Raw genomic sequence first — 12,102 nt, forward strand, 5'->3', positions numbered from 1 at the left:
TTTACCGGCTTGGCGCATGCTAGGCCGAGTAAAAACTCTAAGGAGCCCAGTCATGAGTGACCAACACGCATTTTTAGAACGTTTTCCCAAGGCCTGCGAAATCAAGGTGGCCTGGGGTGATATGGATGCGCTGCAGCATGTAAATAACACCCTTTACTTCAAGTACTTTGAAATTGCCCGTATCGATTTTTTAAATCAAGCCGGCATACTTGAGCACCTGGCCGCTGAGCAGGTTGGCCCTGTATTGGCGGACAATTACGCCAAATATAAGCGCCCTGTGACCTTTCCCGACACCCTGCTTATCGGCGTCAGCATAAGTGACATAGGCAACAGCAGCTTTACCACCCACTACAGCGTTTTCTCCTGTGCCCAGCAGTGTATAGTGACCGAAGGTCAGGCTAAGTTGGTGATGTTTGACTTCAAAACAATGCAAAAAGCACCATTGAAGGATAGCTTGTTATCATTCCTGCACTGCAACCTAAAAGGCTAACCCATGGACTACACAAAACTCGGCCGTAGCGGTTTAAAGGTATCTCGTGTCTGTCTTGGTACCATGACCTGGGGCAAACAAAACACCCAAAATGATGCGGATGAGCAATTAAATTATGCGCTTGCTCAAGGCGTTAACTTTATTGATACCGCAGAAATGTATCCCGTGCCACCGAGCCCAGACACCCATGGCAAGACGGAAAACATTATCGGTAACTGGCTGGCGCGCAATAAAGAGAAACGCAAGGAGCTGGTGCTGGCGACCAAGATAGCGGGCAATGGCTTAAGCTGGGTTCGCGATGGTGGCGACATTAGCAAAGAAGCGGTAATAGCGGCCGTCGACCAATCTCTTAAGCGTTTGCAAACCGATTATATCGACCTTTATCAACTGCACTGGCCTAATCGCACTTCACCGCATTTTGCCAAGCAATGGCCGGGCATGGTGGATATCAAGAGCGTGGATAAAAGCACCGAGCGGGCGCAAATGCATGCCATTTTAGAAGGGTTAGATACTTGCGTTCGCGCCGGTAAAATCCGTCATTGCGGCCTCTCCAATGAAACCCCTTGGGGGCTGAGTCAGTATCTAGATCTCGCCAAACAGTATTCGCTGCCAGCCATGGTATCGATACAAAACGAGTTTAGCCTGGTGCATGGCAAGGATTGGCCCTATTTAATCGAGCAATGCCATCATGAAGATGTGGCTTATCTGCCCTGGTCGCCACTGGCCGGCGGTATGCTTAGCGGCAAGTATCTAGGTGGTGCGCGCCCTGATGGCTCACGTTGGACCATACCCCAGCGTAATGGCCTGTTCCGCGATACTCAGCAAAGCCAACAAGCTGTGGCTCGCTACCAGGAAATTGCCAAGCAACAAGGATGCAGCACGGCGCAGTTGGCGCTGGCTTGGTGCAACCAGGTGCAAGGGGTGACCTCGACCATTATCGGCGCCACCAGCCTGGCGCAACTGCAGGAAAATATTGCCGCCTTTGAGCTCACCCTCAGTGAGGAGACTTTGGCGCAAATCGATGCGGTATTTAGAGAGTATCCGGCGCCCTACTAAATCCTATAAAAGCTCCTACAAGAGCGCCCTAGCGACATAAAAAAGGCTTGCCACACGCAAGCCTTTTTATTTTTTACAACCATTGACGCAAGAGTACAGTCAACGCCAGGAAGGTAAAGGCCACGGCCAGTAATTTATTGATAACTAACTGATTGCGCTCCAGCCAGGGGTAGAAGCGCGGGTGACTGCAAAGCATGGCCACCACACAATACCAAAGCGCATCAATCACGGTCGGCGTTGCCACCATCACCGCCTGCTGTTGCCATTGCATGGGCTCGGCGGGAATAAAGGGCGAAAACAGAGCGACAAAGAAAATCGCCAACTTGGGGTTTAAAAAGGCAATGGCAAAGCCGTCTTGAATAGCACTGCGACGCTTGCTGCCCGTTTCGTCTATCTTGAGCTTGGTGGCACTGCTGCGCCAGCTATTAAAGGCCATATACAACAAATACAGGGCGCCGCCATAAATCAGGATCTGATACAGCAAGGGCACCTGTTGCTGCAAGGTTCCCAGGCCTAAAATAGCCAGCAGCGCATACACACCCACACCAAAACCGTGACTTAGGGCGCAGGCAATACCGCCGGAGCGACCACTTTGTAAGCAGTGCTTTAAAACCACGGCCAGACTTGGCCCCGGAGACATGGCCCCCATTAAACAAATGCCCACCAAGGCCAACCAGTTTGCTAACTCCATTCTTTTTGCCTTTGTTCTTATTAATTCAAATAATTGTATCTTGGCCCTAGCGCCATTTATAGCACTGTGCTGAGCCTGTAAAGCAAACCTAACTCCTGCACAGCGTCATCATTAGCGGGCGTACCATTGTTTAGCGACCAGAACCTGATCATCGAGTAACACCTGGCCTTCGAATAACTGCCCCGCATGCACTTCACCCACTCCCTTGGGTGTGCCCGTTAACAACCAATCACCATCTTGCAAGCGCTGCCAGCTGGCCAGCTCATCAATGGCCGTTTGCACCGGATACAACATCTGCGAGCTCTGGCCCTGCTGCACAAGTTCGCCGTCGATATACAAACGTAGCGACAACCTGGCAATGTCCGCCTCATCAATGGCAGCAAAGTCACTTGCCAGAACCGCGCCATCAAAACTTTTCGCTCGCTCCCAGGGCAAACCCTTGGCTTTTAATTCGCTTTGCAGTGCCCGCTTGGTGAGATCCAAAGCAAAGGCCACGGCAGCCGGACGATTGTTTTTAATGGCAAAACACAGCTCCCCTTCATAATGCAGCACCTCGTTTTGATGCTGCGACAGCAAGACATCGGCCAGCACCGAGGGCGGCTTATTAAAGATCACCATGGCATCGGGCATGGCATTATCCAGCTCCTTAATATGCTCAACATAATTACGACCTATGCAGGTGATTTTTCCGGGTTTTGTTGCCATGCTTTTATCTCGTCTTGGGTTTTGCCTCAGTGTATGGCGCAGCTCCCTATATCGCAACGGCTTATTTAAAGCCGCCGGTTTCCTGCGCTGGATCAAACCTAATGGCTGCAAAATTTGGTTATCTAGGGTCTGTTGACCTTTGTTGTTTGTTTCTGCAGCAGTTTGTAGCGGATTTATACAAGGCGGCACATGTGTGGTGTAGTTATTCTACATGAACATGTAACAACACAGTAGAAATGCGCTACAAGCGCTGCCCTGCGGGTTCATCTAAACGCATCCTGCTCTGTGTTGCTCGCTATGTACATAGAATGACTATGCATCATAACGAGCGTCGTGATCAGAATGCGTTTAGATTGAACATAAAGTAAACCGCAAAGATAAACAGACCCTAGTATCAGGAGCTGACTCGGGAGAAACGTATGCCTAAGGTTTCCACATTAACCCTGCTCAAGGTCATTATTGTCTTTGGTGTGCTGCTGATCATCGGCGGTCATACCTTGCTGGTAACAGACTCGTTTCGTGATTATTTTGGCATTTACAGCTTTATGATTGGCGCTGTCTGTATAGCGGTGGGCTTGATCATGTCTTTGCCGACTAAGATCTATTTAACAATCTTGTTGATGCGCAATGAGGGCAAGGACACCAAGTACTAGATAGCCGCAGGGCTGCGGCTATCTTGGTCGGTCTAAGTCGATTACGACTTTTCTTGTAGAGTACGAGCTACGGTACGCATACCCAGGGTAGTTGCGCCGGCAGACCATAGGCTGGTTGGGCTGTTTTGGAAGGCCGCAGCCAGGTCCATATGCACCCAGCCTTTACCTTCGTCACGCACAAAGCGTGATAAGAAACCAGCTGCGTTAGAGGCGCCACCGAAGCCACCGCCTTTTTGCGGACGGCTGTTTGCTGTGTCGGCATAAGGTGACGGACAGTTGTTCTGGTGGAATTTCTCCAATGGCAGTGGCCACGCGCCTTCAAATTCTTCGCTGGCGAAGTTTTCAACGTCACGCACCATGTCTTTATCCAGACCGAACAGCGCATTGTATTCCTGACCTACCGCAACCAGGGCTGCACCGGTTAGGGTTGCCGCGTTGATAATAGTGGCAGCGCCCGTTTCGCTTGCAGCCATTAGGCCGTCAGCCAGCACTAAACGACCTTCGGCATCGGTATTAACGATTTCAACCGTGGTGCCATTTTTATAGGTAAGAATGTCGCCCAGCTTGTAGGCATGACCCGAGATCAAGTTCTCGGCACAGCATAGGAACAGCTTTACACGCTTGTCCAGACCGCGATTAATCGCCAGTGCCAGACCGGCAGTAACAGTTGCCGCACCGCCCATGTCGCACTTCATGGTCAGCATGCCTTCACTTGGCTTGATTGAATAACCGCCTGAATCGAAGGTGATACCTTTACCCACTAGCGCCGAGGCCACAGGGGCGTTGTCATCGCCAGTTGGGTTAAAATCAAGCTCAAGTAAAACTGGAGGGCGCTCACTGCCGCGACCCACTTCGTAGATACCAATCCACTGCTGCTCTTTTAACGCTTCACCCTTGATGATCTGGTAGCTTACCTGCCCTGGAGCCAAAGACTGGATAAACTCACCGGCTTTCTCGGCCAGACTTTCCGGGTAGATATCTTCGGCGGTGCCGTTGATCATCTGACGCATCCAGATAGCCGATTGCTTAAGCGCCGCCAGCTCTTTTAAATCACTTTGCTCGTTATCAACGAATTCAACGCCATCTAGTACTTTAGGGCTCACAAAACCTTGATAGAAAGCCCACTGGCTCTCTGTGCACCAGGTATCACCGGTCAGGGTAACCGCTTTTACGCCTTGGTTGGCAACGGCACGGCCGGCTTTTTGCACATTAACCAGGGTGTCGGTTTCGCTTAGGTGTACGATTGCACCTTGCTCATTGAAAGACAGGTTTGCCGCCTCACCCCAATGACCTGGGGCAGCCTGCTCGCTTAGTTGTACTAAAAATTGTTGACTCATAGGGGTCCTCTTGGACTGGGATTACAATTACCAGCAGTTTACACTAGGGCCATGCAGTTCTAAAGCGAAGTACGATGAATGTTATTTCAACCGCCCCTTCAAAGTGCCACCCTGTTAAAACGCTACAAGCGCTTTTTGGTGGACTTACACCATCCCGACGGCCATGAATTTACCGTGCACTGCGCCAATACCGGCAAGATGACTGGCTGCGCCGAACCCGGTGTGACCGCCTACTATTCCACCAGTGACAATGCCAAACGTAAATACCCGCATTCCTTGGAGCTCTCCAGCAATCAAGCCGGTGATTTAATCTGCGTAAATACCGCAGTGGCTAACAAGGTGGCCATCGAAGCCATTGAAAATGACCTGATTGACGAGCTACAAAGCTACGATGAACTGCTGAGTGAGGTGAAATACGGCGATGAAAACAGCCGTATCGATATTTTGCTGCGCGATGCCGACAAAGCCGATTGCTATATAGAAGTGAAGTCGGTGACCTTGTTAGAAGAAAACGGCCAGGGTTACTTCCCCGATGCGCAAACCCTGCGCGGGCAAAAACACCTGCGCGAGCTAATGGCGATGAAGGCACAAGGCCATAGAGCTGTACTTTTGTTTGCCGTGCTGCACACCGGCATCCAAAGCGTTAGCGCGGCGGCGCATATCGACCCTAAGTATGCGCAATTACTCGAAGAAGCGGTGACGGCCGGTGTGGAAGTGTTGGCCTATAAGGCGTATATCAGCGCCGAAGAAGTGCTACTGACTCGGGCTCTGCCCTTTTCCTAAGGCCAGGCTTTAAGCCTATCCAGCTGTCCTGACCAGTTCTTTTTGCATCAAGCAGCCCTTGAATTCCCCTCAAGCGGCCCAATATAGAGCTGAATTAAAAACCAGACCCCTCTTTAGAACACTGAGCGCCGCAGCCGAGCTAAGATAAGGTACTAAAATAAAAAGTGTTTGCTAAGGGGGTGGTATTTTGCTATTTATAGCCGCCGGTATTTACCGGGGACTTGGTATTAAGGATTTAGGAGATAGTTATGCCAGAGCAGCGTAAATTAGGTTTGATCGCTCAGGCGGGTTTAGAGCCGTATCAGGAACAGCCAGGCGAAGAGTACATGAATGAGAAGCAACGTGCTCACTTTCGCAAAATTCTGGAAACGTGGCGTAACGATCTAAGAAATGAAGTTGATCGCACTAAAACGCACATGCAAGACGAAGCTGCGAACTTCCCTGATCCGGTCGACCGTGCAGCCCAAGAAGAAGAATTTTCATTAGAGCTGCGTACTCGTGACCGCGAGCGTAAACTAATTAAGAAAATCGAAAAAACTCTAAACCTGATCGACGAAGACGATTTTGGTTATTGTGAATCGTGCGGTATCGAAATCGGTATTCGCCGTCTTGAAGCACGCCCTACGGCCGACCTGTGTGTTGACTGTAAAGCACTGGCGGAAATCAAAGAGAAACAATCGGGTCGCGGTTAATACACTATGACCCATTTGGATGGGGCTCAGGGCGCCACAGCCTATGTCGGTCGCTTTGCCCCCTCCCCTTCAGGCCCTCTGCATTTTGGCTCACTGGTTGCCGCCCTTGGCAGCTACCTTGACGCACACGCGCATCAAGGACAGTGGCTGGTTCGTATTGAAGATATAGACACCCCCCGTGTGCGCCCCGGCGCCGACAGCGATATTCTTAACACCTTAGAAGCCTATGGCCTGCACTGGCATGGCGAAGTGATCTGGCAAAGCCAACGATTAGAACGTTATGCCGAGGTAAGCGAGCAGCTGACACAACAAGGCCTGGTCTATGCGTGCCAATGCACTCGCAAAGAAATTAAAGCCTTGGGTGGCATCTATAATGGCCATTGCCGCAACTTGCATTTAAGTGGTGAGCACCTGGCGCTGCGCCTCAAGCAAGAGCAGCCCATTTATCATTATCTGGATGCACTGCAAGGTCGGGTTGATATTGCCGCCGCTGAGGCCGAAGAAGACTACATAATTAAACGCCGCGATGGCTTATTCGCCTATCAACTCGTGGTAGTTATTGACGACATTGACCAAGGCATAACCCATGTGGTGCGCGGCGCCGACTTGCTTATTCCCACGGCTCGACAAATCGGCTTATTTCAGCAGTTAGGGCACAAAGCGCCCGAATATCTGCATTTGCCACTGGCGGTGGCCAGCCCCGGCTTTAAACTGTCAAAACAAAACTACGCCCCGGCCATAGACAAGCAAAACCCCCAACCCGCCTTGGTTGATGCACTGCACTTTCTTGGCTTTGCGCCGCCACCGGAATTACTCAGCTACCCGGTTGCCGATATCCTAAATTGGGCGCATCAAGCATATCAACGCCCAGCCTTGCGTCGCGCCCTGGAAGTACAAGTGAGCGAAGACGCCCTGGGCAATACCCTAATTCAGCAGTTATAACCGACAGCCAAGGCTTAGCGCAGCGATTTTTATCCGCGCTCGCTTAATTTTTCTGCCGCGCTGGTATATTATAAGCCACTTTCACAATCGCCATAACTGTAGCTTAGGGTCTGTTGACCTTTTCTGTTTGTTTCTGCAGCAGTTTGTAGCGAATTTATACAAGGCGACACATGCGTGGTGTAGTTATTCTACATGAGCATGTAACAACACAGTAGAAATGCGCTACAAGCGCTGCCCTATGGGTTCTTCTAAACGCATTCTGCTCTGTGTTGCTCGTTACTGGCATAGAATAACTATGCGGTATAACGAGCGTCGTGATCAGAGTGCGTTTAGATTGAACATAAAGTAAACCGCTAAGATAAACAGACCCTGGGAGAGCGATTATCATTTCTAAACTGTTTCAGCTATGCCGGCAGGTATTGTCAGCGAAAGACGCAAGTGATGCCGAGCATGGGCAAATCACCACCTTAAACGAGCCGGTGATCATTCCTCGAAGTGAGCACGGGATTTCCCGTAGCCAGTTTAGCCCCAACGCCCTGAAGGTGTTGTACCGCCTAAAAGACGGCGGTTATGAGGCGTATCTGGTGGGTGGCTGTGTGCGCGATCTCCTGTTAGGCCTGCAACCGAAAGACTTCGATGTGGTTACCAATGCCACTCCAGAGCAGGTCAAAAAACTGTTCCGCAACTGTCGCTTAATAGGTCGTCGTTTTCGCCTGGCTCATATCGTTTTTGGTCGCGAAGTTATCGAAGTAGCCACTATGCGTGGCCACCACGGTGATGGCGGCGGTAAAAACAATGTCAGCCACGCCTCGGAACACGGTCAGTTATTACGCGATAATGTTTATGGCACCATAGATGAAGACGCCGAACGCCGCGATTTCACTATCAATGCGCTCTATTACTCGATTAAAGATTTCTGCATTTACGATTATGCCAATGGCGTTAAAGCCATTAAAAATCGTCGCATTGAGCTAATCGGTGATCCGGAAACCCGCTACCGCGAAGACCCGGTGCGTATGCTGCGTGCCATTCGCTTTGCCACCAAGCTGGATATGTCTATTTCTCCAGCCACGGCCAAGCCTATCAAGAAACTGGCGGACTTGCTCTCCAACATTCCACCGGCACGTTTGTTCGAAGAGTGCTTAAAGCTGTTTTTAAGCGGTAAAGCCGAGGCCAACTTTAAGGCCCTGCGTGAATTTGGTTTGTTCAAACACCTGTTCCCGGCACTCGATAAGATCCTCGATGCCAATCCGGACTCGATGCAAGAACGCTTTATTATCCAGATGTTTATCAATACCGATACGCGCATCAACAATGATAAAAAGGTCACCCCGGCATTTATCTTTGCGGCCCTGCTCTGGTTCCCGCTGCTGCAACGTTGTCAGGAACTGATGCAGCGCGAACAGCTGCCTCATTTTGATGCCTTGGCGGCAGCCATGAATCAGGTATTGAGCGAAAGCGCCCAGCAGGTTGCTGTGCCAAAACGCTTTACCCTGGGTGCCCGCGATATCTGGCATATTCAACATCGCTTTGATAAGCGTGGCGGCCAACGTGCCTATCGTTTAAGTCAGCAGCCACGCTTTAAGGCCGCCTATGACTTTATGCTGTTATTGGTCGACAGCGGCCAGGACGACTTAAAAGAACTCTGTGACTGGTGGACCGCCTACCTCAACGCCGATGTGAACGGCCAAAAGATGATGGTGAAATCGCTCGGTGGTACTAGCCGAGGCAGCGGTCGCCCCCGTCGACGTCGCAGTGGCGGCTCAAAACGCAAAGGCGATAAGGCAGCGGGCGAGTCATCATGAGTTATCACACCGTGTACCTGGGGTTGGGAGCCAATCTCAATGATCCCATCGCGCAGTTGCAACAGGCGGTTAATGCCTTAACGCAGCTGCCCGGCACCCGGGCGCACCGCTGCTCGGCATTTTATGCCAGCAAGCCCATGGGGCCGCAAGACCAGCCCGATTATGTGAATGCGGTGATGGAGCTGCAATGCAAGCTCGCCCCCCATGAACTGCTCGATGCCACTCAGGCCATTGAATTAAACCTCGGCCGCGTTCGTAAGGCCGAGCGCTGGGGGCCACGCACCCTGGACATAGATATACTGCTGTTTGGCGACCAAAGCATAAATGATGAACGTTTAACCGTGCCCCATTACGGCATGAAGGTACGTGAATTTGTACTCTACCCCCTGTGTGAACTGGCGCCGGAACTCGCGTTGCCCGATGGCAGCTCGGTACGCAGCCTGACAACACAAGTGCCTCGCAATGGCCTAGAACAACTCCAATAAGGAAAGCTAATGGCGAAGATCTCTGTATCCTCCTTGCTTAAAAAGAAGCAAGCCGGTGAAAAAATCACTTCTTTAACCGCCTATGACGCCAGTTTTGCCAAACTGTTTGCCGACAATGGCGTTGATGCCGTGCTGGTAGGCGACTCTCTGGGCATGGTACTGCAAGGCGGCGATGACACATTGGCGGTCAGCATTGATGATATTGCCTATCACACCAAGTGCGTGCGCGCTGGCAGCCGCGAGCTTTTCGTTATTGCCGACATGCCCTTTATGACCTATAACAATGTCGAGCAGAGCTGCGCCAACGCTGCCACGCTGATGCGTGCCGGTGCCAACATGGTAAAACTCGAAGGCGGCCAGTGGCTGCACGACAGCATTCGCGCCCTGACGCAACAAGGTGTGCCTGTTTGTGGTCACCTCGGCTTAACGCCACAGTCGGTGCATGTGTTTGGCGGCTTTAAAATTCAGGGCCGCGATAAAGAGCAGGCCGATAAAATGATTGCCGACGCCCAAGCCCTTGAGGCTGCAGGCGCTCAGCTGCTGGTACTTGAGTGTATTCCCAGCGTACTTGCTAAAGCCATTACCGAAGCGGTCAGCATTCCGACTATCGGCATAGGTGCAGGTAAAGACACGGATGGTCAGATTTTAGTAATGCATGATCTTGTGGGTATTTCTGCCGGTTATATCCCCAAGTTCTCAAAAAACTTCCTAGCGGAAACCGGCAATATGCCGGCGGCGGTGAAGAAGTATTGTGACGATGTAAAAAGTGGCGCCTTCCCAGGGCCTGACCACGAGTTCAATTAAGCGAAATTAGTGCATGCAAACAACCAGCGAAATCCGTTCTCTTCGTAGTCAGGTGAAAGCCTGGCGCCAGGCGGGGCTAAGCGTCGCCTTTGTACCTACCATGGGCAACCTTCATGAAGGTCATTTTTCCTTAGTCGATAAAGCCAAGACCCTGGCCGACAAAGTGGTGGTCAGCATCTTTGTTAACCCCATGCAATTTGGTGCCAATGAAGACCTGGATGCCTATCCGCGTACCCTACAGCAAGACCAACATGGCCTTAGCGAGCGCGGTGCCGACTATCTGTTTACGCCCACGGTAGAGACCATCTACCCCAATGGCCTGGGCAGCCAAAGCTATGTCGATGTGCCCGAAGTATCCATGGGTTACTGTGGCGGTTCACGTCCCGGCCACTTCCGCGGTGTAGCCACAGTAGTGACCAAGTTGTTTAACCTGGTACAACCGGATTTTGCCTGTTTTGGCGAGAAAGACTTTCAACAGTTGCAAGTGATCAAAACCATGGTGCGCGACCTTTCCATGCCAGTGGAAGTGGTGGGTGTACCAACTAAGCGTGACGTCAGCGGCCTGGCCCTAAGCTCACGTAATGGTTATCTGAGCGACGAGCAAAAGCAGCAGGCTACAGTACTGTTTTCAACCCTGAACTGGGTCAAGGAGCAGATAGAAGACGGCATTAAAGACTTTGCCGATCTGGAGCAGCGCGCCAAGGAGCGTATCGCTGGCACAGGCCTGATTGTTGATTACTTCAATATTGCCGAGCGCAATACCTTGCGTCGCGCCGAGCAGCAAGACGGTGAACTGGTTATTTTAGCCGCCGCTTTTGTCGGTAAAGTAAGACTTATCGACAATTTACCGCTAGACTGTAAATAAAGCGAAGAATAAACAAGGTGATAGGATGAACAAAGCGATAACTTCTGCGGCTTTTGCGGGCGCACTCATGCTGGTACTGGGTGGCTGTCAAAACGGCGTTAACAACCCTGAGCTCAATCAATGTGCGCAACAAAACTTCCAATGTGAGAACAGCTGTAATAACAGCAGCATAGATGAAAGCATGACCAATCAGGTTTGTGTGGCACAGTGCCAGGAAGCGTATAACCGCTGTAAAGAGCAGGCCGAGAAGCTCGGCGACATAAAATAGTTCATCTTTTAATACGGCATCCATTGGATGCCGTTTTTCGTTTTAAGGCAGTTGCAAGGCCTGCTTTAGCTCGGCAATTTGCTGCTCGCTGTATAGCACAGCCGGATGCAGCCCCCACACGGGTTTAGGCCAGGCGATGTCACTGCGATAGCGGGCAATATGATGAATATGCAACTGTGGCACCATGTTGCCCAGCGCCGCTATATTGAGTTTGTCCGGGTTAAACACGGATTGTAGTAGCCTGCTCAATTGCGCCGACTCCTGCATCAGCATAAGCTGCTCCTGCTCAGTTAGGTCGATGATCTCCGTCACCCCTTCTTTGCGCGGCACCAGGATAAACCAGGGATACTGACTGTCATTCATCAGCAACAGCTTACACAAAGGCCAGTCGGCCAGTTCAATACAGTCTTTTTGTAATTCGGGCGCCAAAGAAAACATATGTGATCCTATTGTTTGATAGCATAAAGTTGCGCTGCCCAAGGTGCATGAGTACCATCGGGCATAGGATTACAACAATAAGGTTTAC

General features: G+C 51.1%; 15 protein-coding genes. 11 read left to right on the forward strand and 4 right to left on the reverse strand.

Going from position 1 to position 12,102, the window contains the following annotated elements; translation table 11 throughout:
* The first annotated feature begins 52 nt into the window (after positions 1 to 52).
* A complete protein-coding gene (locus tag WCN91_RS01270) occupies positions 53 to 490 on the forward strand; it encodes an acyl-CoA thioesterase (protein ID WP_342675614.1) in 438 nt (145 codons plus the stop codon).
* A 3-nt stretch (positions 491 to 493) separates the two neighbouring features.
* Positions 494 to 1,546 (forward strand): aldo/keto reductase, encoded by a 1,053-nt coding sequence (locus WCN91_RS01275; RefSeq protein ID WP_342675615.1) that lies wholly within the window; start codon positions 494 to 496, stop codon positions 1,544 to 1,546.
* 73 nt (positions 1,547 to 1,619) lie between these two features.
* Here the strand turns inward: WCN91_RS01275 and WCN91_RS01280 are convergent, their stop codons facing one another.
* Both WCN91_RS01280 and WCN91_RS01285 read right to left on the reverse strand, forming a co-directional pair.
* Positions 1,620 to 2,237, reverse strand: coding sequence for a LysE family translocator (locus WCN91_RS01280; RefSeq protein WP_342675616.1), 618 nt, complete (start codon positions 2,235 to 2,237; stop codon positions 1,620 to 1,622).
* Between the two features lie 111 nt (positions 2,238 to 2,348).
* Entirely contained in the window at positions 2,349 to 2,942 is a 594-nt protein-coding gene (locus WCN91_RS01285) for a fumarylacetoacetate hydrolase family protein (RefSeq protein WP_342675617.1), read from the reverse strand.
* A 419-nt stretch (positions 2,943 to 3,361) separates the two neighbouring features.
* Here WCN91_RS01285 and WCN91_RS01290 point away from each other — a divergent pair, with 419 nt between their 5' ends.
* Entirely contained in the window at positions 3,362 to 3,595 is a 234-nt protein-coding gene (locus WCN91_RS01290) for a hypothetical protein (protein WP_342675618.1), read from the forward strand.
* Positions 3,596 to 3,636: 41 nt separating this feature from the next.
* On the opposite strand, the gene pepB is transcribed toward WCN91_RS01290, so the two are convergent.
* On the reverse strand, positions 3,637 to 4,932 hold the full coding sequence (pepB, locus tag WCN91_RS01295) for an aminopeptidase PepB (protein ID WP_342675619.1): 1,296 nt from the start codon (positions 4,930 to 4,932) through the stop codon (positions 3,637 to 3,639).
* A 78-nt stretch (positions 4,933 to 5,010) separates the two neighbouring features.
* On the opposite strand from pepB, the gene sfsA reads away from it, so the two are divergent.
* The 8 genes from sfsA (at position 5,011) to WCN91_RS01335 (ending at position 11,576) form a co-directional block, all read left to right on the forward strand.
* Complete coding sequence (gene sfsA / locus WCN91_RS01300; protein ID WP_342675620.1) at positions 5,011 to 5,715, forward strand: DNA/RNA nuclease SfsA; 705 nt, start codon at positions 5,011 to 5,013, stop codon at positions 5,713 to 5,715.
* Positions 5,716 to 5,963: 248 nt separating this feature from the next.
* The gene (dksA, locus tag WCN91_RS01305; protein ID WP_105199514.1) at positions 5,964 to 6,407 is read left to right on the forward strand and encodes an RNA polymerase-binding protein DksA; all 444 of its coding nucleotides are present in this window, start codon (positions 5,964 to 5,966) and stop codon (positions 6,405 to 6,407) included.
* 6 nt (positions 6,408 to 6,413) lie between these two features.
* Positions 6,414 to 7,349, forward strand: a complete 936-nt coding sequence (gluQRS, locus tag WCN91_RS01310; RefSeq protein ID WP_342675621.1) for a tRNA glutamyl-Q(34) synthetase GluQRS — start codon at positions 6,414 to 6,416, stop codon at positions 7,347 to 7,349.
* 419 nt (positions 7,350 to 7,768) lie between these two features.
* Positions 7,769 to 9,154: a polynucleotide adenylyltransferase PcnB gene (gene pcnB, locus WCN91_RS01315; protein ID WP_342675622.1), complete on the forward strand. Its 1,386-nt coding sequence runs from the start codon at positions 7,769 to 7,771 to the stop codon at positions 9,152 to 9,154.
* Positions 9,151 to 9,639, forward strand: a complete 489-nt coding sequence (folK, locus tag WCN91_RS01320) for a 2-amino-4-hydroxy-6-hydroxymethyldihydropteridine diphosphokinase (protein ID WP_342675623.1) — start codon at positions 9,151 to 9,153, stop codon at positions 9,637 to 9,639. Before pcnB ends, folK begins: the two co-directional genes overlap by 4 nt.
* Positions 9,640 to 9,648: 9 nt before the next feature.
* On the forward strand, positions 9,649 to 10,443 hold the full coding sequence (panB, locus tag WCN91_RS01325; RefSeq protein WP_342675624.1) for a 3-methyl-2-oxobutanoate hydroxymethyltransferase: 795 nt from the start codon (positions 9,649 to 9,651) through the stop codon (positions 10,441 to 10,443).
* A gap of 13 nt (positions 10,444 to 10,456) precedes the next feature.
* Positions 10,457 to 11,308 carry a pantoate--beta-alanine ligase gene (panC, locus tag WCN91_RS01330; RefSeq protein ID WP_342675625.1) on the forward strand — a complete coding sequence of 284 codons (852 nt, stop codon included), beginning with the start codon at positions 10,457 to 10,459 and terminating at the stop codon, positions 11,306 to 11,308.
* A gap of 25 nt (positions 11,309 to 11,333) precedes the next feature.
* Complete coding sequence (locus tag WCN91_RS01335; protein ID WP_342675626.1) at positions 11,334 to 11,576, forward strand: hypothetical protein; 243 nt, start codon at positions 11,334 to 11,336, stop codon at positions 11,574 to 11,576.
* Between the two features lie 42 nt (positions 11,577 to 11,618).
* On the opposite strand, the gene WCN91_RS01340 is transcribed toward WCN91_RS01335, so the two are convergent.
* Complete coding sequence (locus WCN91_RS01340; protein WP_342675627.1) at positions 11,619 to 12,014, reverse strand: HIT domain-containing protein; 396 nt, start codon at positions 12,012 to 12,014, stop codon at positions 11,619 to 11,621.
* Positions 12,015 to 12,102: the final 88 nt, after the last annotated feature.

The organism is Pseudoalteromonas qingdaonensis (assembly GCF_038739665.1).
GTDB lineage: Bacteria > Pseudomonadota > Gammaproteobacteria > Enterobacterales > Alteromonadaceae > Pseudoalteromonas > Pseudoalteromonas qingdaonensis.